Annotated in this window: 20 protein-coding genes; 15 read left to right on the top strand and 5 right to left on the bottom strand. The window is 41.1% G+C overall.

What is annotated here, in order from left to right; genetic code table 11:
• Positions 1-249 precede the first annotated feature (249 nt).
• From ACED29_RS12780 to ACED29_RS12795, 4 genes are read left to right on the top strand one after another with little or no spacing between them, the layout of a single operon-like run.
• Positions 250-861 (top strand): TIGR02594 family protein, encoded by a 612-nt coding sequence (locus tag ACED29_RS12780; protein ID WP_371697822.1) that lies wholly within the window; start codon positions 250-252, stop codon positions 859-861.
• The gene (locus tag ACED29_RS12785; RefSeq protein WP_182741703.1) at positions 861-1,304 is read left to right on the top strand and encodes a hypothetical protein; all 444 of its coding nucleotides are present in this window, start codon (positions 861-863) and stop codon (positions 1,302-1,304) included. The genes ACED29_RS12780 and ACED29_RS12785 overlap by 1 nt, the downstream gene beginning before the upstream one ends.
• A gap of 52 nt (positions 1,305-1,356) precedes the next feature.
• Positions 1,357-2,130 (top strand): ChaN family lipoprotein, encoded by a 774-nt coding sequence (locus tag ACED29_RS12790; RefSeq protein WP_371697823.1) that lies wholly within the window; start codon positions 1,357-1,359, stop codon positions 2,128-2,130.
• A complete protein-coding gene (locus ACED29_RS12795; protein ID WP_371697824.1) occupies positions 2,124-2,708 on the top strand; it encodes a hypothetical protein in 585 nt (194 codons plus the stop codon). The genes ACED29_RS12790 and ACED29_RS12795 overlap by 7 nt, the downstream gene beginning before the upstream one ends.
• 124 nt (positions 2,709-2,832) lie before the next feature.
• Here the strand turns inward: ACED29_RS12795 and ACED29_RS12800 are convergent, their stop codons facing one another.
• Positions 2,833-4,119: a citrate synthase gene (locus ACED29_RS12800; protein WP_124015805.1), complete on the bottom strand. Its 1,287-nt coding sequence runs from the start codon at positions 4,117-4,119 to the stop codon at positions 2,833-2,835.
• Positions 4,120-4,548: 429 nt separating this feature from the next.
• Between ACED29_RS12800 and sdhC the strand changes: the two genes are divergently transcribed.
• The 9 genes from sdhC to ACED29_RS12845 all read left to right on the top strand — a co-directional run bounded on the left by sdhC (position 4,549) and on the right by ACED29_RS12845 (position 15,162).
• Positions 4,549-4,923 carry a succinate dehydrogenase cytochrome b556 subunit gene (gene sdhC, locus ACED29_RS12805; RefSeq protein ID WP_124015806.1) on the top strand — a complete coding sequence of 125 codons (375 nt, stop codon included), beginning with the start codon at positions 4,549-4,551 and terminating at the stop codon, positions 4,921-4,923.
• Positions 4,917-5,264, top strand: coding sequence for a succinate dehydrogenase, hydrophobic membrane anchor protein (sdhD, locus tag ACED29_RS12810; protein ID WP_124015807.1), 348 nt, complete (start codon positions 4,917-4,919; stop codon positions 5,262-5,264). The genes sdhC and sdhD overlap by 7 nt, the downstream gene beginning before the upstream one ends.
• Positions 5,265-7,031: a succinate dehydrogenase flavoprotein subunit gene (gene sdhA, locus ACED29_RS12815; protein ID WP_124015808.1), complete on the top strand. Its 1,767-nt coding sequence runs from the start codon at positions 5,265-5,267 to the stop codon at positions 7,029-7,031.
• 16 nt (positions 7,032-7,047) lie between these two features.
• On the top strand, positions 7,048-7,755 hold the full coding sequence (locus ACED29_RS12820) for a succinate dehydrogenase iron-sulfur subunit (protein ID WP_124015809.1): 708 nt from the start codon (positions 7,048-7,050) through the stop codon (positions 7,753-7,755).
• Positions 7,756-7,958: 203 nt separating this feature from the next.
• The gene (sucA, locus tag ACED29_RS12825) at positions 7,959-10,781 is read left to right on the top strand and encodes a 2-oxoglutarate dehydrogenase E1 component (protein ID WP_124015810.1); all 2,823 of its coding nucleotides are present in this window, start codon (positions 7,959-7,961) and stop codon (positions 10,779-10,781) included.
• Between the two features lie 28 nt (positions 10,782-10,809).
• Positions 10,810-12,003, top strand: coding sequence for a 2-oxoglutarate dehydrogenase complex dihydrolipoyllysine-residue succinyltransferase (gene odhB, locus ACED29_RS12830; protein ID WP_124015811.1), 1,194 nt, complete (start codon positions 10,810-10,812; stop codon positions 12,001-12,003).
• Positions 12,004-12,078: 75 nt separating this feature from the next.
• Complete coding sequence (gene sucC, locus ACED29_RS12835) at positions 12,079-13,245, top strand: ADP-forming succinate--CoA ligase subunit beta (RefSeq protein ID WP_124015812.1); 1,167 nt, start codon at positions 12,079-12,081, stop codon at positions 13,243-13,245.
• Complete coding sequence (sucD, locus tag ACED29_RS12840) at positions 13,245-14,117, top strand: succinate--CoA ligase subunit alpha (RefSeq protein WP_124015813.1); 873 nt, start codon at positions 13,245-13,247, stop codon at positions 14,115-14,117. Before sucC ends, sucD begins: the two co-directional genes overlap by 1 nt.
• A 118-nt stretch (positions 14,118-14,235) precedes the next feature.
• Positions 14,236-15,162 (top strand): AEC family transporter, encoded by a 927-nt coding sequence (locus tag ACED29_RS12845; RefSeq protein WP_371697825.1) that lies wholly within the window; start codon positions 14,236-14,238, stop codon positions 15,160-15,162.
• 161 nt (positions 15,163-15,323) lie between these two features.
• Here the strand turns inward: ACED29_RS12845 and fur are convergent, their stop codons facing one another.
• Complete coding sequence (gene fur, locus ACED29_RS12850) at positions 15,324-15,755, bottom strand: ferric iron uptake transcriptional regulator (RefSeq protein ID WP_124015998.1); 432 nt, start codon at positions 15,753-15,755, stop codon at positions 15,324-15,326.
• Between the two features lie 348 nt (positions 15,756-16,103).
• Here fur and cobB point away from each other — a divergent pair, with 348 nt between their 5' ends.
• Both cobB and ACED29_RS12860 read left to right on the top strand, forming a co-directional pair.
• A complete protein-coding gene (cobB, locus tag ACED29_RS12855) occupies positions 16,104-16,826 on the top strand; it encodes a Sir2 family NAD+-dependent deacetylase (protein WP_182722740.1) in 723 nt (240 codons plus the stop codon).
• Positions 16,827-16,881: 55 nt separating this feature from the next.
• Complete coding sequence (locus ACED29_RS12860) at positions 16,882-17,304, top strand: AAA family ATPase (RefSeq protein ID WP_220487551.1); 423 nt, start codon at positions 16,882-16,884, stop codon at positions 17,302-17,304.
• Positions 17,305-17,416: 112 nt separating this feature from the next.
• Here the strand turns inward: ACED29_RS12860 and ACED29_RS12865 are convergent, their stop codons facing one another.
• From ACED29_RS12865 to ACED29_RS12875, 3 genes are all read right to left on the bottom strand, one after another.
• Entirely contained in the window at positions 17,417-19,516 is a 2,100-nt protein-coding gene (locus ACED29_RS12865) for a bifunctional 2',3'-cyclic-nucleotide 2'-phosphodiesterase/3'-nucleotidase (RefSeq protein WP_371697826.1), read from the bottom strand.
• A gap of 591 nt (positions 19,517-20,107) precedes the next feature.
• Positions 20,108-20,503, bottom strand: coding sequence for a phosphate ABC transporter substrate-binding protein (locus tag ACED29_RS12870; RefSeq protein ID WP_371697827.1), 396 nt, complete (start codon positions 20,501-20,503; stop codon positions 20,108-20,110).
• Positions 20,504-20,514: 11 nt separating this feature from the next.
• Entirely contained in the window at positions 20,515-21,738 is a 1,224-nt protein-coding gene (locus ACED29_RS12875) for a hypothetical protein (RefSeq protein WP_124015818.1), read from the bottom strand.
• Positions 21,739-21,751 lie beyond the last annotated feature (13 nt).

Below are 21,751 nucleotides of genomic sequence, written 5' to 3' on the forward strand. Positions count from 1 at the left end.
AATCTGCAGATTTAACTTCTGCTTTACACCAATAATGACAAGGATAATACGATGTAATCAATAAAAATAACTCAAGCTGTCGGGCTGGGTGGAGCTAACGATGTAAAAACAGTTCAAAGCGGTTTAAATAAACTACTTAAATTCATTCCTCCTACAAAATCATTAATTGTTGATGGCCGTTTAGGCTCTAGGCCTGAAAGCTCTAAAACTGTTGCAGCGATTAAATTGTTTCAAAGCAAAGTACTTAATATGGTACGTCCAGATGGCAAAATTGACGCGAATGGTCGAACTTATCGAAAGATGAATGAAAAACTGTTGATTGTAGACGGGTTTCCTAATGTAAATACCTCTTTAAAAATGCCTGTAACTAATGCTTTTTGGATGAAAACAGCAGTTAATGAGGTGGGTGAATCCGAAGTTGCAGGCACTAAAGCAAACCCTCAAATTTTAGAATATTTTAAGGCGTCTAAGTTTTGGGGAAGTGATGACAGTGGGGGGCAAAATGCCTGGTGTGGGTCTTTTGTTGCTTGGGTGATGAAACAAAATAATATTGAACCTGTCAAAAATGCTTTTAGAGCCAAATCATGGATTGATTTTGGTAAACCAATAACTCAACCTGTTTACGGTGCTATAGGCATCAAATCAAGGCAAGGGGGCGGACATGTTGCTTTTGTCGTAGGGCAAAGCGTTGATGGTAATTATTTGTTTATGCTCGGAGGTAATCAAAGTAATAGTGTGAAAGTTTCTAAGTATAAAAAAGAGGTGTGGGATGCTTTTGTTGTTCCTTCTAACTTTGACTCATCATCTGCCAGTTTACCTGTTTATACTCAAAAGTCATCGATTGCAGGAAGTGAAGCATAATGAAAAATATCATAGTTCTCCTATTCTTGTTAGTAGGTGTTATCCATCCAGCGCTCGCTCAAAACGAAGCCTCATCAGAATTAAACGGCTTTATACAAGCTATAAAAAATGTACATTATCTTGCTAAATTAAAAGTCACTAAAGTGGAAGTAACGGCTCAGAATGATGGATTAGAAAAGCAGGTTTTTTTTGCTGAAGTCCTCGATACTTATAAAGGTGAATCTCACAAAAACATAAACTATGAAATGCTTGTCGAGCAAGGTGAAGATGTCGTTTTTAATTCGACTCCAGTTTATGTCGCGCTGTGTTTAGATAGTGCTGGGAATTACTACTGGCCGGGTACTGGCTCTGAATTCAAACCTTCAACAGCGATCGATGTATGGTTAGCTGAAAATAAAGAAAAGTTGATGGGTATTGTTTCTGTAGCAGATTGGTGTAAGTAGTATTATTTCAAAAATTAGACTGTTAAGTTTTAATAAAAATCACGGACAAATAATGAATAAAATTAACACGGATGTAAATTACAAAACGATGGCAGGTAATGCTCGCTTAGTTATGCTAGGTGAGTCTAATCACAACACCGCTGGTTATAAATATGAAGCGATTAAAGCGATCAAACAATTAAAAGCAGCTGGCTTTACCCATTTTGCTATAGAGATGTTACCACAATCAATGAAGGAGCAAGTGGCATTCTATCAACGTACAGGTAAGGGATTTGAAGTTATTCAGCGTTACTTTAATGATAATTGGGCATGGGGATATTTAGTTCCTCATGCATACGGTGAACTTGTTAAAGCAGCAAGAACTGCAGGTTTGAAAATAGTTGCTTTGGACATGACATTAGATCAAATGGCAAGTCTTGATGCAGCTTGCTCGTCTGACAATGCCGAGGCGGGTATTTGTAAAGATACTCATAGCAAACGCAATGATAGCTGGACAAATAATATTGTGAGTATCATAAAAGAATCCAATCAACATCGTGTGCTGGCTTTCATGCATCGGTGGCATGCTGTTGAAGCTGCATCTTATCAAGAAGGTATTGATACTTTAATCCAAAAGCAAGGGATACATAATGTTGTCTTTGTAGACTTTATTGGAGGTATGTTGTGTCTAACCGAAAATGATTGCAAAGAGGGCTCTGCTGAAGATACTCCGCTTAAGCAGCAATACTTTTACCGTGAAGGGTTTCCCTATAAGTCAGCTATTAAGTCTTTTCAGGTTCATATTCCTGAAAAACGGGTCAATTCAGATGGTGAGTTGCAATGGTAAGGATAAGTCTTTTTATATTGTTAGTTTTAAACTCAATTTGCCACTATGTGCAAGCAAATAGTTTATGGCATGCAATCGATATTAACGATCCAAACTTAACAGTAGAACAGGCTGCACAACAGTGTGCAAAAAGTTCAATGTTTGCACCATATAGTCTAGAAGAGTGGTGTGAAAAAGCTTATTCGATGGGAAGTTGGAAATCACTTCTTTACATTGGATACTATACAGGTGATGGGACTCGTTATGTCAATGAAGCAAAAAAAAATGCACAAGCCGATGATGTTGAAGCTATCAAAATATTAGCTTGGATTTATAGTAATGGGTCTTTTGTTGAAAGGGATCTTAGTCAGTCGATTAAGCTTTATAATGATTACTTGAATCATAAAAAAAATAAATCACTGACAAAACATCAATTAGTTTCAGTTCATAAAGCCCTGTATAACATATACAAAGAATTGGAATTTTGGCAAGACGCTTCAAAAAGTTTGCAGTATATTATTAATAATGAAGATAATGACATTGAGAAAAATTTTTTCCGAGAAGAGATGGTTTATATTCGCGAGAGATTATCGGAATAATATCAACCGTCATGATATTCCGAACTCAAGCAAACAAGTAGAACCTGATATAGCCGTTGTAAATTACCTTTAAGTAACAAAAAAGCGCCTTTCGGCGCTTTTTTCTGTTTGGTTAATCAGATGATTAACGCTTATCAACGCTCACAAAATCACGCGCAGACTCACCAGTGTATAACTGACGAGGACGGCTGATCTTATGGCCTGGTTGATCTAACATTTCTTTCCAATGTGAAATCCAACCAACAGTACGAGACAATGCAAATAGCACTGTGAACATATCGTTAGGGATACCAATGGCTTTCATGATGATACCAGAGTAGAAATCAACGTTCGGGTATAGCTTCTTAGAGATGAAGTACTCATCTTCAAGAGCGATACGCTCAAGTTCCATTGCCACGTCTAATAATGGATCAACCACTTTCAGTTCTTTAAGCACTTCATGACAGGTTTCACGCATCACTTTAGCGCGAGGGTCGAAGTTCTTATAAACACGATGGCCAAAGCCCATTAGACGGAATGGGTCGTTTTTGTCTTTCGCTTTCTCGATAAACTCAGGAATACGATCAACGCTGCCGATTTCTTCTAACATTTCTAAGCAAGCTTCGTTAGCACCACCATGAGCTGGGCCCCACAACGAAGCAATACCCGCTGCAATACATGCAAATGGATTAGCGCCTGAAGAACCGGCTAAACGAACAGTAGATGTAGATGCATTTTGCTCGTGATCAGCATGTAATACAAAAATACGGTCCATCGCTTTTTCAACAACTGGGTTGACTTTGTACTCTTCACAAGGAGTAGCAAACATCATCGACAAGAAGTTACCTGCGTAACTTAAATCGTTACGTGGGTAAACAAAAGGTTGCCCCATTGAGTACTTGTAGCACATCGCTGCGATTGTCGGCATTTTCGACACTAAGCGGTAAGCTGCAATTTCACGATGCTTTGGATTGTTAACATCAAGAGAATCTTGATAGAAAGCAGATAATGCACCCGTTACACCACATAGCATTGCCATTGGGTGTGCGTCACGGCGGAAACCTCTGAAAAAGAATGCAATTTGCTCGTGAACCATAGTGTGTTCTTTCACTGTGGAAACAAATTGTTCGTAATCAGCTTTAGACGGTAATTCACCATACAATAGCAAGTAGCATAAATCTAAGTATGTCGATTCAGTAGCAAGTTGGTCAATTGGATAACCACGATGCAACAAGATACCTTGCTCACCGTCGATATAAGTAATTGCTGACTCACAAGATGCAGTAGCTAAAAAGCCTGGATCGAAGGTGAAATACCCTTTTTTTCCAAGTGTACTGATGTCGATAACGTCAAAACCTTCAGTACCTTTCTTAATAGGTAGGTCGATTGAATCGTTTCCTGGTAACTCTAATTTGGCTATATTATCAGCCATACCCCGTTCTCCTTACTTCATTCTTCTATATGAGTGCGGCATGTTAAGCGGTCATTACTTTACAGTGGATCGGGATCACAGATCAATTTAAATAAGCGTTTAAATTCGTTAGACCAAGGTATATGTCTGCTGTAAACCGCTCTAGGCTTGAATTAAATTAAAAAAACAGTAAAAAAACTTATTTTGCATAATGTGATGTTTGTATTTGACAATTCCCGCGAGTATACTTGCCTGCGTCCCTAAGGGAGACTAACGTCACAGTTTAGAAACGATTAATTTACGCACTAAATAGTGGTTTCTCAACTGATTAGATGTTTTAGAGTGATCTGTTATTTGTTTTAAAACGTAAGCTAAGTGTTAGCGTTAGTGGTTAAACAAATAACAGATATATAACAAAAATAATGCTCGACGGAGCTGAGTGAGCAGAACGTGAAAAAGCAAAGACCTGTCCATCTAGACCTGCAGACGATTCGCTTTCCTGCAACAGCGATCGCGTCAATCCTACACCGTGTTTCCGGTGTTATCATGCTATTTGCTATTGGTATTCTTCTATGGTTGTTAAATTCGACTTTAACATCAGCAGAAGGGTTCGCTAGCGTACAATCCTTGTTCGATGGTTTCGTGATGAAGTTCATCCTTTGGGGCATTCTAACCGCGTTAGGTTATCACTTGTTAGGTGGCATTCGTCATCTGATTATGGATACTGGTCGCTGGGAAGAGTTAGCTTCGGGTACAGCATCAGCTAAAGCTACGTTTGCTTTAGCAGCGGTTCTATCAATCATAGCGGGGATTTGGGTATGGTAACAAATGCAGCAAGTTTTGGACGTAGTGGTGTTCATGACTATATTCTATTACGCGCAAGTGCAGTGATCCTCGCTTGTTATACTATTTTCTTAGTAGGTTTTATCGCGTGTAGTGCCCCGTTAACTTTCGAAATTTGGAGTGGCTTATTCAGTTCACTTCCAATGAAAGTCTTTACTCTTATAACGTTGGTTGCTTTGCTTATCCATGCTTGGATTGGTGTATGGCAAGTGTTGACTGATTATGTCAAAAATACAGCGTTGCGTGGTGTACTACAGTTTACTTTTGTTGTTATCGCATTGAGTTATTTAGCTTCAGGCATAGTAATAGTGTGGGGTGTTTAAGTGAGTATTCCAGTACGCGAATTTGATGCAATTGTGATCGGCGCCGGTGGCGCAGGTATGCGAGCAGCATTACAGATTTCTAAAGAAGGTAAGAGCTGCGCGCTGTTATCTAAAGTATTCCCTACTCGTTCACATACCGTTTCTGCTCAAGGTGGTATCACCGTAGCATTAGGTAATGCACACGAAGATCATTGGGAACAACACATGTATGACACGGTTAAAGGTTCCGATTTTATCGGTGACCAAGAAGCCATCGAATTTATGTGTAAAACAGGTCCTGAAGCCATCATCGAACTTGAGCAAATGGGTTTACCTTTCTCTCGTTTTGAAAACGGCACCATTTACCAACGTCCGTTTGGTGGTCAGTCTAGAAACTTTGGTGGCGAGCAAGCCGCTCGAACTGCCGCTGCTGCTGACCGAACAGGCCATGCACTGCTTCATTGTTTATATCAACAAAACGTTAAACATAAAACTGACGTTTATTCTGAGTGGTATGCCTTAGATTTGGTTAAAAATGAAGATGACGTTGTTGTCGGTTGTACTGCGATTGAAATCGAAACCGGTGATATTGTTTATTTCAAAGCCAAAGCCACTATTTTAGCCACCGGCGGTGCAGGGCGTATTTACGCGTCTACCACCAATGCTCATATCAATACCGGTGACGGCGTTGGTATTGCAGCTCGCGCTGGTGTTCAGTTACAAGATATGGAAATGTGGCAGTTCCACCCTACGGGTATTGCTGGTGCAGGCACATTGGTGACTGAGGGTTGTCGTGGTGAAGGTGGATATCTTTTAAATAAAGATGGCGAACGTTTCATGGAACGCTATGCTCCTAATGCGAAAGATTTGGCATCTCGTGACGTGGTAGCACGTTCAATGATGACTGAAATTCGTGAAGGTCGTGGTTTAGACGGTCCATTAGGTCCGCATTTGTTGCTTAAACTTGATCATTTAGGTAAAGAAACCCTTGAAGCACGTCTTCCTGGTGTATGTGAATTATCCCGTACTTTTGCCCACATTGATCCAGCTGATGGTCCAATTCCTGTGATCCCGACTTGTCATTATATGATGGGCGGTTTACCGACTAAAGTGAGTGGACAAGTTATTCGCCAGAATAACGATGGCACCGAGCAAGATGTATTAGGTTTGTTTGCTGTGGGTGAGATTGCCTGTGTATCAGTACATGGTGCAAACCGTTTAGGTGGTAACTCACTACTTGATTTAGTGGTGTTTGGACGTGCTGCCGGTCAGCATTTAGGTAAAGCGTTAGACGAAACACCTGAGCCTAAAGCGGCTACAGACGAAGAAATAAGTGCATCACTTACACGTCTTAATCGTTGGGAAAGCAACAAAGACGGTGAAGATCCTTCGGTTATCCGTAAAGACCTTCAATTGTGCATGCAGTTAAATTTCTCTGTTTTCCGCAGTGGCGAAGCCATGGCAGAAGGTTTAGAACAGCTTCAAGCAATTCAAAAGCGTCTTGAAAATGCCAAGTTATCTGATAATTCAACAGAATTTAACACTCAACGTATTGAATGCTTAGAATTAGACAACTTGATGGCCACCGCGCTGGCAACGGCTTATGCAGCTAACTTCCGTACTGAAAGCCGTGGTGCGCATTCTCGTGAAGATTATTTAGATCGTGATGATGATAATTGGTTATGTCATAGCATATTTGACCCAGTCACTACCGCTATGAGTAAACGTGATGTCAACATGACACCTAAATTGCGCGATGCGTTTCCACCAGTAAAACGTACCTATTAGGCAGGAGTTGCAAAAGATGAAATTAACATTTGCATTGTATCGTTATAATCCTGATGTAGATACCAAGCCTTATATGAAGGATTACACCCTAGAAGTGCCAGATGGCTCTGATATGATGGTGTTAGATGCGTTAATTAAACTGAAAGAACAAGACCCAACGCTTGCGTTCCGTCGTTCATGCCGTGAAGGTGTGTGTGGTTCTGACGGTGTTAACATGAATGGTAAAAATGGATTGGCGTGTATTACACCAATTTCAACCTTTAAAGGGAAGAAAATTGAAGTCCGTCCATTACCAGGCATGCCAGTAGTTCGAGATTTAGTCGTCGACTTGACTCAGTTCTACAAGCAATATGAAAAGATTAAGCCTTTCCTGATTAATGATGAAAAGGCACCTGTTCGCGAACATTTACAATCACCTGAAGAGCGCGCTCATTTAGATGGTTTATACGAATGTATCTTGTGCGCATGTTGTTCAACTGCTTGTCCATCATTCTGGTGGAATCCGGATAAATTTATCGGACCAAGTGGTTTATTACATGCTTATCGTTTCTTAATTGACAGCCGCGACACGGCAACTGAAGAGCGTTTATCTGATCTAGATGATGCGTACAGTGTGTTCCGTTGTCATGGCATCATGAACTGTGTTGATGTTTGTCCTAAAGGATTAAACCCAACGAAAGCGATTGGTCATATTAAGTCGATGCTGCTAAAGCGGGCAGTTTAATGCACCAAGAAGAGCAAAATAGTCTGACTTATTAGCTCTATTAAGAGTCATCTCCAATAACGGGGATGGCTCTTTTGTGTGTTTATGCAATACCTCCTGAAATTAGGTTTTTTAAGATAGTTTCAGTCTACGTGTGATGTAACTTATGTTACTCACTGTTATGTTTATGGCTAGCACGTGTATCAAGTTTGAAAGGAATAACAATGCACCAAGGCATCATGAAAGCTTGGCTCGAGTCGTCGTATTTAAGTGGTTCGAACTCGACCTACGTAGAAGAGATGTATGAAGCCTATCAAGAAGATCCGCAATCAGTTACTGCTGATTGGCAGCTTGTTTTTGATAATCTCCCTCCCGTTAACGGTGCTTCAGTAGACGTACCCGAAACAGCCCACTCTAAAGTCCGTGACTATTTCCGTAGCTTAGCCCTAGAAGGTCGTTTTAAAAACGCAAACAGCGTAACCGATCCAGAGCTAGACGCGAAGCAAGTTAAAGTCCTGCAATTGATCAATGCCCATCGTTTCCGTGGCCATCAAAATGCCAATTTAGATCCATTAGGATTGTGGAAGCGTGAGGTTGTTCAGGAGTTAGATCCTGCTTATCACGGCTTAACTGTAGAAGACATGCAGCGTCAGTTTAATACTGGTTCATTCGCCCTCGGCGGTGAAACCATGAAGCTTGCTGACATTATTCATGCATTAAAGAGCACCTACTGTGGCTCTATTGGTGCTGAATACATGCATATTACTGATACCGATGAAAAACGTTGGATCCAACAACGTCTTGAACCGACATTAGGTAAAGCCCAATACGGTAACGATGTTAAAAAGCGTATTCTTGAAGGGTTGAATGCTGCAGAAGGTATCGAAAAATACCTTGGTGCTAAATTCCCTGGAGCTAAACGTTTCTCCCTAGAAGGTGGTGATTCGCTCGTTCCTATGATGCGTGAAATCATTTACCGTGCCGGTGAAGCGGGTACCAAAGAAATCGTTGTTGGCATGGCTCACCGTGGTCGTTTAAACCTGCTTATTAACGTGTTAGGTAAACGTCCTGCTGAATTGTTTGACGAATTTGCTGGTAAACACGCTGATACCCATGGTTCAGGTGATGTTAAATATCATCAGGGTTTCTCATCAGATTTTGAAACGCCAGGTGGTAATGTCCATTTAGCGTTAGCCTTTAACCCATCTCACTTAGAGATCGTTAATCCAGTGGTTATTGGTTCAGTTCGCGCTCGTCAAGATCGTCGTGGTTGTAAAGATGGCCTGCAAGTGATGCCAATTACTATTCATGGTGACTCTGCTATAACGGGTCAAGGCATTGTGCAAGAGACGTTTAACATGTCTCAAACACGTGGTTTTACCATTGGTGGTAGCATTCGGATTGTGGTCAATAACCAAGTTGGTTTTACCACATCTAACCATGCCGACACTCGTTCAACCGAATATTGTACTGATATCGCTAAGATGGTTCAGGCGCCAATTTTCCATGTCAACTCTGACGACCCAGAAGCGGTGGCGTTTATTTCGCAACTTGCAGTTGATTATCGTAATGAGTTTAAACGCGATGTGGTTATTGATTTAGTGTGTTATCGCCGTCATGGCCATAATGAAGCTGATGAGCCTAGTGCTACACAGCCGCTAATGTACGCTAAAATCAAAAAACATCCAACGCCACGTAAAATCTATGCAGATAAGTTAATCGCTGAAAATAGTATTCCAGCCGATGAAGTGACTGGTTTGATTAATCATTATCGTGATGCATTAGATGCCGGTGATTGTGTTGTTAAAGAGTGGCGTCCAATGACGCTGCATACGGTTGATTGGACACCTTATCTCAATCGTGAATGGGATGAAGATTATGCCGGTGCGATGTCGATGGACCGTCTACAAAACTTAGCCAATAAGTTAGTCGATATTCCTGATAATCATCCGCTGCAATCTCGCGTTGCCAAAATTTATGGCGACAGAACTGCGATGGCAAAAGGCGAGAAGTTACTTGATTGGGGTTTCGCAGAAACGCTAGCTTATGCTTCTATCCTTGAAGACAACAAGCGTGTGCGGATTACCGGTCAAGACTCTGGTCGTGGCACATTCTTCCATCGTCATGCGGTATTGCACAGCCAAAAAGACGGCACTACCTATTTACCTTTGCGTAATGTGGCAGATGAGCAAGGGCCAATTGATATTATTGACTCGGTATTGTCTGAAGCTTCAGTGTTGGCATTTGAATACGGTTACGCCACAGCAGAACCAGGTGGTTTAACCATTTGGGAAGCGCAGTTTGGCGATTTCGTTAACTGTGCCCAAGTGGTAATTGATCAATTCTTATCGTCTGGTGAGCAAAAATGGGGCCGTTTATGTGGTCTCACTATGCTGCTACCTCATGGTTATGAAGGTCAAGGCCCTGAGCATTCAAGTGCCCGTTTAGAGCGCTTCTTGCAACTATGTGCTAACCACAATATGCAAGTGTGTGTGCCATCAACTCCGGCGCAAGTTTATCACATGCTTCGTCGCCAAGTTGTTCGTCCGATGCGTCGTCCATTAGTGGTAATGTCGCCTAAATCTTTATTGCGTCATCCATTAGCTGTGTCTAGCTTAGAAGAGCTTGCTGAAGGTACTTTCCAAAATATCATCGGTGAGGTTGATACCTTAGACGCAAGTAAAGTTGACCGTGTTGTATTCTGTAGTGGCAAGGTGTATTTCGAGTTACTTGAAAAACGTCGCAAAGAGAATGTCACTAACGTTGCCATCGTGCGTGTTGAGCAGTTGTATCCGTTCCCTGATGTGGAACTTCGTGCAGCATTAGAAACTTATCAACATGTTACTGATTTTGTTTGGTGTCAGGAAGAACCGCAAAACCAAGGTGCATGGTACTGTAGTCAGCATCATTTCTGGGCTAATATTCCTGCAGGTGGTCAATTAACTTATGCCGGTCGTGAAGCGTCTGCTGCACCAGCATGTGGTTATCCTGGCTTGCACGTACAGCAGCAAGAATCATTAGTTAATAGCGCATTAAAACTGTCGTAATAGATAATTTATATAAGGGAAGCTTTCCATGAGTATCGAAATTAAGGTACCCGTATTACCAGAATCTGTTGCTGATGCAACTATTGCTACTTGGCATGTTAAACCTGGTGAGCAGGTGACTCGTGATCAAAACTTAGTTGATATCGAGACTGATAAAGTTGTTTTAGAAGTGGTTGCACCTGAAGATGGTTCAATCTCTGAATTGTTATTCCAAGAAGGTGACACCGTTTTAGGTGAGCAAGTGATTGCTAATTTTGTCGCTGGTGCAGTTTCTGGCCAAGAAGTGACTAAAGCTGAAGCGTCAGCGCCTTCTGCTGCGGCATCTACCGAAGCGGCTACTGATGAATCTAACGATGCATTGAGTCCTTCAGTACGTCGTGTGATTGCAGAGCACAATCTTGATGCCAGCAAAATTAAAGGTTCTGGTGTTGGCGGACGTGTGACTAAGGATGATGTTGATGCATTTCTTAAGTCTGCACCAGCTAAAACCGCGCCAGCTGCACCTGTTGCACCACTTGAAGGTCGTAGTGAGAAGCGTGTTCCAATGTCACGTCTTCGTAAAACCATTGCTAAACGTCTTTTAGAAGCGAAAAATTCAACGGCAATGTTGACCACGTTTAACGAAGTCAACATGAAGCCAATCATGGATATTCGTAAACAGTATCAAGACATTTTTGAAAAACGCCATGGTATTCGTTTAGGCTTTATGTCTTTCTATATCAAAGCAGTAACAGAAGCGTTAAAGCGTTTTCCAGAAGTGAATGCGTCTATTGACGGTGATGATATTGTGTATCACAACTATTTTGATATCAGCATTGCAGTATCGACACCTCGTGGTCTGGTAACACCAGTATTACGTGATACCGATACCATGAGTCTTGCTGAAATTGAAAAAGCAGTTCGTGAATTGGCTATCAAAGGCCGTGACGGAAAGCTATCTGTTGCAGATATGACTGGCGGTAACTTCACAGTCACCAACGGTGGTGTGTTCGGTTCGTTAATGTCGACTCCAATTTTGAACCTGCCACAAAGCGCAATCTTAGGCATGCATGCTATTAAAGATCGCCCAATGGCAGTAAATGGTCAGGTTGAAATCCTGCCTATGATGTACCTAGCACTCTCTTACGATCATCGTATTGTTGATGGTCGTGAGTCAGTTGGCTTCTTAGTTGCGATTAAAGACTTCTTAGAAGATCCAACTCGTCTGCTGCTTGATCTATAAGTCAGTAGATAAACCCTCGTCGCTGGCTCATATTGAGCCAGTTGGATTTGATTAGAAGTATATGGATAGATCATCATGAATTTGCATGAGTATCAGGCAAAATCTTTATTTGCCGAATATGGTTTACCAGTCTCTGAAGGCTTTGCATGTGATACTGCTCAAGAAGCAGTTGAAGCAGCTGGCCACATTGGCGGAAATTTATGGGTTGTTAAGTGTCAAGTACACGCAGGCGGCCGTGGTAAAGCAGGTGGCGTTAAAGTTACCGGTAGTAAAGACGAAATCAGAGCATTCGCTGAAAACTGGTTAGGCAAGAACTTAGTAACGTACCAGACTGATGCTAAAGGTCAGCCAGTTGCTAAAATTCTAGTTGAAAGCTGTACTGATATCGCCAACGAATTGTACTTAGGTGCAGTTGTTGACCGTAGCACTCGTCGCGTTGTGTTCATGGCGTCGACTGAAGGTGGTGTTGAAATTGAAAAAGTGGCTGAAGAAACGCCAGAACTTATTCATACAGCAATCATCGATCCGTTAACGGGTCCGCAAGCTTTCCAAGCTCGCGATCTTGGCTTCAAGTTAGGTTTAAACCCAACACAAATGAAGCAGTTCACTAAGATCTTTATGGGTCTTGCGAACATGTTTAACGACCATGATTTTGCATTATTAGAAATCAATCCACTTGTTATCACTACTGAAGGCAACCTTCACTGTTTAGATGGCAAAATTGGTATTGATGGCAACGCATTATATCGCCAGCCAAAAATCAAAGCGATGCACGATCCATCACAAGATGATGCTCGTGAAGCACATGCTGCTAAATTTGAATTAAACTATGTTGCTTTAGACGGTAACGTAGGTTGTATGGTGAACGGTGCAGGCCTAGCAATGGGTACAATGGACATCGTAAACCTACACGGCGGCAAACCAGCTAACTTCTTAGACGTTGGCGGTGGAGCAACTAAAGAACGTGTTGCTGAAGCCTTTAAAATCATTCTTTCTGACAGCAATGTTAAAGCGGTATTGGTTAACATCTTCGGTGGTATCGTACGTTGCGATATGATCGCTGAAGGTATTATCGGTGCAGTTAAAGAAGTTGGCGTTAAAGTGCCAGTAGTTGTTCGTCTTGAAGGTACTAACGCCGAATTAGGTCGTGAAGTATTGGCTAAGTCTGGTCTTGATATCATCGCGGCAACAAGTCTAACTGACGCGGCTGAGCAAGTTGTTAAAGCTGCGGAGGGCAAATAATGTCTGTTTTAATTAACAAAGATACCAAGGTGATCTGTCAAGGTTTCACTGGTGGTCAGGGTACTTTCCACTCTGAGCAGGCGATTGCTTATGGCACGCAAATGGTTGGCGGTGTTTCTCCTGGAAAAGGTGGTCAAGTTCACCTTGGTCTTCCAGTATTTAACACAGTTAAAGATGCAGTAGCACAAACTGGTGCAACAGCATCTGTTATCTACGTTCCTGCACCATTTTGTAAAGATGCAATTCTTGAAGCAATTGATGCTGGCATTCAGCTAATCGTTTGTATCACTGAAGGTATTCCTACACTTGATATGCTGCAAGTGAAAGTGAAGCTTGAAGAAACTGGCGTTCGCATGATCGGTCCTAACTGCCCAGGCGTAATCACTCCTGGTGAATGTAAGATTGGTATTATGCCTGGTCACATTCACAAGCCAGGTAAAGTTGGTATTGTTTCTCGCTCTGGTACATTAACGTACGAAGCGGTTAAGCAAACGACTGACGAAGGTTTCGGCCAATCTACTTGTGTAGGTATCGGTGGCGACCCAATTCCTGGTACTAACTTCATCGACGTATTGGAAATGTTCCAAAACGATCCACAGACTGAAGCGATTGTAATGATCGGTGAAATCGGTGGTAACGCTGAAGAAGAAGCGGCTGAATATATCAAAGCACACGTAACTAAGCCTGTTGTGTCTTACATTGCTGGTGTTACTGCACCAGAAGGTAAGCGTATGGGTCATGCTGGCGCAATTATCGCTGGTGGTAAAGGTACTGCTGCTGATAAATTTGCTGCTTTAGAAGCTGCTGGTGTTACGACTGTTCGCTCTTTAGCTGATATCGGTAAAGCATTACGTATTCGTACTGGCTGGTAATATTTACTCGGCTTAAAAAGGCGCTTAGGCGCCTTTTTTTATTGCTTTTTTCTCAGTACGGTTGAGATTGTTATCGCCTATTATAAGTTTAGGTTACCTCAGCGTTAGTAAGGTTGTTATGCATATAGTGAGTATTATTTTCCCGTTAATGTTTATGGTCACCCTAGGCTATGGCTTAACCCGAGTGGGCTTTTTTACTCAAGAACATATTGCAGGCATCAGCAAATTCACTTTTTATGTCAGCATTCCGGCATTTTTATTTATCAATATGTTGGCTGCGCCACTGGCACAAAGTATTGATCCACTTGCGTTGCTGGCTTTTTATATGCCGGTCGTGGTGGTATTTACCATTGGTTATCTAATTAATCGATATTGTAGTCCAGTAGCACAACAAAGCCGAGATGCCAGTGCCGTTTTTGCCCTAGGCAGCTGTTATTCTAATACTGTATTGGTCGGATTACCGATCATTACCGCCGCCTTGGGCGACACGATGATCGGGCAGGTATTTATGATCATTACTTTTCATAGTGCTACCTTGTTTGCGTTGACATTTATCTTAGCGGCACGCGCGCAAAAACAAGGCTTTTCGTGGCGTCGATTTACTCGTTCTATGCTACTCAATCCGGTGGTGATGAGCATTAGCTTGGGCATTTTAGCTAATGCGATAAGTATTAACTTGGGGGAACAGCTTAGTGCAGGGCTAGCATTACTCGCAAAACCGGCATTAGCCTGTGCATTATTTGTTCTAGGCGCTAATTTAAGTTTCTATCGGATTGGCGATCATTGGCGTTTAGCATTAGTGGCAAGTAGTTTGAAAATTATCTTGTTACCCGCATTAGTGTATGTGATGGCGCATTTTGTGTTTCAGTTAACATTACAAAATACGGCGATGTTAGTGTTACTTAGCGCCTCGCCATTAGGTGTTAATGCTTATTTAATTGCTACAGAGCTTAAACAGCATGAATCAACCTTGGGCAGCACAGTGGTATTATCGACCTTGTTATCTGTGCTGAGTTTCAGTCTATGGTTAACACTGTTAATTTAACCGTATTTATTTAATAAGACTTTTTACAATGCCATCCGCACTTGTGTGCTATGTACGGCTCCCAGTTCTATACTTTTTACCCCAAAAAGAGATGCAGATGATAAATTTCAAGCAATAAAAAACCAGCAAATTTGCTGGTTTATTTGTTGCCCACATATAGACTATTCGTCAGCGTGATCACATGTATCGTTGGTGCAACGACCATAAAGGTACAAGCTATGGTGAGTTAACTTGATGTTATGACGCATGGCGATTTCGTCTTGACGACGCTCAATTACATCATCAGAAAACTCAATGACTTTATCACAGGTCAGACAAACCAAATGGTCGTGGTGTTGCTGAGTCGATAATTCAAACACCGCTTTGCCACTTTCAAAATGATGACGATTAAGAATGCCAGCATCATCAAACTGGTTTAATACTCTATACACAGTAGCAAGGCCAATTTCCTCACCAATTTCGAGTAACTTTTTGTATAAGTCTTCTGCACTGATATGCTGATTATTTGGTTCTTGCATCAGTTCTAGAATTTTAACTCGCGGCAGGGTTATTTTTAATCCGGCTTTTTTGAGCGCTTGATTTCCATCTGTCATTGCTAATCTCTTGATTGCAGAACCAATCGGTTCATCGGTGGATATTCTAATCATTATATGTCTTGAGTTTAAAAACATAAACCTCTTAAGGTGCTTAATCAACCTATATGGAGCATATTTAGCAAAACACTCGCTGAAGTTGATATTATTTGTTACTAATCTCTCAATAAACTTACTTATACTAAGGGATTATTGTGCCAATTGGCTAATTCGATATGATTATATTATCGATAAAATGGCTTTTTAGGCCGTCAAGTCACAACATTTTGAAACGTATGGGCGTATTTTTGATATCGTATTGAAAGTATATGGCATTATATTTTACATCATCACACTAAAGGATAATCAATGTACCGGCAAATTGTAGTGCTAACCGGCGCGGGTATATCTGCTGAGTCGGGTATGAGCACATTTAGAGATCAGCATGGCTTATGGGAACAGCATCATATTGAAGATGTTGCCACTCCAGAAGGCTATGCCAGAGATATTGAACTCGTTGAGCGTTTTTATAATAGTCGCTGGCAACAATTACACAGTGATGATGTTGTTCCCAATGCTGCACATTTAGCATTAGCCAAGCTTGAGACCGAATTTACGGGTGAGTTGTTAGTTATAACCCAAAATGTTGATGATTTGCATGAGCGGGCAGGCTCTAAACGATTGCTGCATATGCACGGTGAACTTGCTAAGGGTCGCTGTCCACAATCATTACAAACATTTATTTTACGTGAGCCATTTGGCGCTGACAATTGCTGTACCTGTTGTATTCCAGGTAAGCGTTTAAGACCACATATTGTGTGGTTTGGCGAAATGCCGTTTGGTATGGATAGAATTCATGATGCTTTAGATAATTGTGATTTGTTTATAGCCATCGGCACTTCTGGTACCGTTTATCCTGCAGCCGGTTTTGTCGATAGCGCTAATCATCATGGTGCACAGACGGTAGAAGTTAATCTCGATCCTGCTGATCGCCACAGTCAGTTCCAATATCATTTTACCGGTAAAGCAGGTGATATTTTACCAAGTTTAGTGGCAGATATTTTAGCGGGTAAGGTGATTGGTAGTGAGTAAAGTGTTAGTTGATGGGACGAACAATGAGGTGACAGTGCCAAAGTTAGCCATTATCATGCGTGGCTTACCTGGTAGTGGTAAGTCTTATTGGGCTGAACAATTTATTATATCTCAAGGTATTGAGCAGGCGATTCATATTCGACAACACGGTTACTTTTCAACAGATCGCTATTTTTATTATCAAGGTGAATATCGCTTTAATCCGCAAAAAATTGCGCAGTATCATCAGGCTAATTTAACAGCATTTATCCAAGCATTAGCCCGAAGTGAACCGATTGTGATTTGTGATAATACCAATATTGCCAAGTGGGAATTTATGGCTTATGAGGCAGCGGCTAAAGCATTAGGTTATAAAGTTAATGTAGTATTAGTTGGACAACCTAAAGATGAGCCGCATCAACAGCTTTGTGCTCAACGAAACCAGCATCATGTTCCATTAGTACAAATTCAAAAAATGGCCCAGTTGTTTGAAGAGTAGTGATTTGAACAATAATTGTCTGACTATACAGTTGATGCCATAACGTTATGCTTATATCTTGCAAAGGTATTAAGAAAAAGGCGCATATAGCGCCTTTTTTATTGGATAATTATTACTTAGCAGCAACCGGCGTTGTTAGGTCGATGCTGTAAATAGCAAATCCTGACACTACATCAGCTGTTTTAGGTAACTTGACCATTTTACGTTGTTGGTTATCAGCAACGAACTTGTCGGCAACATCGCTGTCTTGAGTTTCAAAACGAATGTCTAATGCCACGGTGGCATTATCTATGGTTTTAAAGTCCCAGTTGTAATCAGCTGATGGATCAACCATAGCATCATATCCGCCAGTAGCATTAGGCTTTGATTGCTCAGTAATATAAGCAGACAATGCATCACGGTTGGTATCAGGTAGCTCAAGTACTACATGATCAGAACCAGTACCTGCAAATGCCCCACCAAATGCACGGTAGTTATTTGATGCTACAACAAATGACATAGCAGCCAAATCATCACCGGTGATAACCTTTGAGTCTGCATCTGTATAAGCCAAGTCAACAATTCGATTTGCATCTGGGTTAACGACTTTACAATCCCGATCAAACTTACTCGGTTGGGTCACATCAATTTTGTAAGTTAAACCATCAATTACGTCAAAGTTATAGGTTGGGTGGCCGGCGCGGTTAATCAAGTTTTGAGGAGCACTCACGGTTGGATCAATTTGATTAAACTGATTTGCTGAGCATTCCAACCAGTCTTTTAACTCAGCCCCAGTCGCTTTAACTGCTACCATGGTATTTGGGTACAGATATAAGTCAGCGGCATTTTTATAAGATAAATTACCTTCATCAACCTGCACATACTGGCTAGCATCACCTTCAGCATAGCGTCCACCGGCTTTAAATGGTGCAGAAGCAGACAAAATAGGTAAATCTTTTAGATCATCGGTAATTAATGTTTTAACGCGGGCAATTTGGGCATCTGAAACAATTTGCACAGTTGGATCATCTTGCACCAGTGTTAAGAAACTGTACATATTGGCGGCAGCAACACCGATAGGTTGGCTGACGTATTCAATCGTACCTTGGTGTTCAATTTCAATCGCATTACGTAAGCTTGCTTCACCTTCAACCAAGGCAATTTTATTGGCATTGTCGTAAATAGGGCGTGCTTTAGCCGTTGATTCTTCATGGATTACGGTCCATTTACCTTCAACTTGACGCACCACTAAGTCAACAACGCCTAAGTTATCTCCCCAACGACCAGGCATCACTGCAGGGATACCATTTAATAAACCTTTTTCTACGTCGGTATTAGGTAAATCACTGTAGGTTGCAGCAGGGAATACCGAGTGGCTGTGACCAAAGAAGATAGCATCGATGCCAGCAACATTGGTGAGTGCATAAGTTGCGTTTTCAGCCCATGGATCACCAGGGTTTTCACTTGATCCAATTCCTGAATGCGGAATGGCTAAAATAATGTCAGCACCTTCAGCTTTCATTTGCGGAATAAATTTATTAGCCGCTTGAACTATGCCTAATACTTCAACTTTACCTTCTAAGTTAGCTTTATCCCATTGTAAAACCTGTGGTGGTACAAAACCGATATAGCCTATTTTTATGGTGTGCTCATTACCGTCGACATCAAGGACCACTTTGTCTTTAATAATATACGGTGTGAACATATTCTCATTAAATAATACATTATCCCAGCAGCCGTCTTTATCAGCACAAATGACATTTGAGTTAATATAAGGGAAGTTTGCACCGGATATAGATTGCTCAAGAAACGATAAACCGTAGTTAAATTCGTGGTTACCAATATTGCCGACTTCATAGTCTAAGGTATTCATTGCTTTGTAGACGGGATGGGTCTCGGTAAGCGTGTTACTGTCAGTTTTAAATTTATTGGCAATATAGTCTCCCATCGGACTACCTTGTAATAAATCGCCATTGTCGACTAACACCGAGTTTGTTACTTCAGCGCGAGCGGCATTGATCAAACTGGCAGTACGTACAAGACCAATAGTCTTGTCTTCTTTACCTGAGTAGTAGTTATAATCCATCATATTAGTATGAAGATCAGTTGTTTCCATCACTCGTAAATTAATATCTGCAGCAACAGTACTTGTTTGGTCGTCGTTATTTGAGTTGCAACCGCCTAGTCCTAGTGCACCCGCGATAACTACAGCAAGTAGTTTTTTATTTAACATATTTTACTCTCTATTTTTATTTGACCCTGAGGTATATTTGTTATTTTTACCTCTTACGTAGTGTTAACTTCTTTTTATCTAATTGATAATAAGATGAAAATACAGCGGTGATTATAAGCATAGTAAATGAATAAATTGTGATACAAGGCTAAATAAAATCTATTCGTGAGTGAGATTGCGCAATTAATCATCATCAGAAATGATAACAGGCTACGCAATGTTAATGTTACGGTATTAATGTTAATAAACGGTGCTATTTTACTTCGGCAAAAATGTGGCGAAATAACGCAACGAATAATTGAGTATTTTATATTTGCCAGAATTTACTTAATATTGAATTGTTAAATTTAACTCGATAAGCTATTAAGGATAGAGTGCGATATATTGCTTTTGCTCGTCATCATCTAATTCGACGTTATAAATGATGGTTATAAACCAAAAAAGTTTTGGTGCTGATTTTTTATTAGGTTAGTCATAAAAAAACCGAGCAATAAATATCATTACTCGGTTTATATTTCATCTTCCAATTAACTAACATCGGTGATTATGTGCTCACGTTTTTATGGTGAGTTAATCACAGTAGTAATCAATCTATGGCTTCAGTATGACTTTTACTGTGGCATCAACATCAGCTTCATCAATGTAGCCAATGGCATTTGGATTGCTTGCAATCGCAGATTTCATTGCACCCGCACCAGAAACCGCTGGTGGTGGCGTACCTTTACCGGTAAAGACTTGCTTAGACCAAAATGCTTTGAGCTGTGCATCTGACTTACCGGTTACTGCTTGATGAAACTCACTGCGTACAGGATTGCCTTCTTCTAATTCGTAAACGACGACTGAAGAGTCCCCTTTACCCAAAAACGCTTTTTTAACATCATTAATTGCAATATCTGCAGCAGCAGGATTGCCAATGACAACAACCGCTGCATTAGCTGAGGCAACGGCTGTTAAACTTAGCGCTAAAATAGTCAGTAACTTGTTCATTATCATACCCCTTAAAATACTGCGTCGAATTTAACGGTGTAAATCAAGGTGTCATCATAGGCAAATTTACCTGTTGATGCGTCGAAGCTGTTGGTATCTAATCCACCTGATGTATTGCCAAAGTCATCAGCGTAGGTGACATCAAATTTTATCGCGACATTATCAATTGCATCCCAACGTAAACCTAAGCTATAAGCCATACGCTCAGCATTGAATGCGATCATTTGTGTTGCCGCAGCAGTTGATAGCGGTAAACGATCTTCATTGTCCTGAGTCTTCGAGTAAGCAACGGTGACATAAGGCGTGAATGCCTTAATACGATAGCCTAATGTCAAGTAACCTGAATCAATATCAGGGTAGGCATTATCAATTTCTGAACGAGTCCATTCAGATATTGCAATAACTTCACCGTTGTCATAACTGGCACCCACACCAACAAAAGAGCCTTTATCATCGTTAAGCTCTAATAGAGTATAGTTAGCTTGAGTATTCACGCCTGGCGCTAAAGGAACGGTTACTTCTGTCACAACGGGTCCGTCTAATTGCGCTTGTGCGTATACGGCACGTAAAGTCCATATTTCGTCGGTCCAACTCACGTTAGCACCCATAAGATTACTGAGTTCAACCGCTGTGTTTTTAACTTTTGATTCACCACCAAATGCTTGCATTGTTAGGGTTGAGTCATCGTATTCAACATCATAAGATACACCAGCACCTGTGTAAGATGAAAACGGAATGGCACCGTAAACTTCTTGTGGCGGACGAGCAAAAGGTTGTGCATATCCTACATCGAGGTAATCAGAATACATGAACAAAGGTACACGCAGTTTACCGCCACGAACCTTGATACCGTTTTCAAAGCGGTGAGATAAATAAGCCCATTCAGCTTCAACTTCCCAGTCATATTTACCGCGCATCATTAACTGCAATACCGCTTGAGTGTTGTCAGAAATGTTGAAGGTACCTTGTAGACCTAATTTACTGTCTTCACTAAAGTCAGCGCTTGAGTCTGCACCGTTATAACCCGCATCATTATCAGAGCTAATATAGGCTCCGCTAATAAAGCCATTAAATTTGACCTTGTCTGCTAAGCTCGCATTTTGTTGCGCCTGCAAGGTTTGTACTTGTTGCTCTAGTTTAGCAATTTTAGCATCAGCAGCTTCATCAGCTGTTGCCAGGCTAGGGACCATTGCCATCGATATCGCAACAGATAACACTTTTAAATTAAATTGCATGGTTTTACTCCTT

It is taken from the genome of Shewanella sp. 5S214 (assembly GCF_041439795.1).
GTDB classification, from domain to species: domain Bacteria; phylum Pseudomonadota; class Gammaproteobacteria; order Enterobacterales; family Shewanellaceae; genus Shewanella; species Shewanella vesiculosa.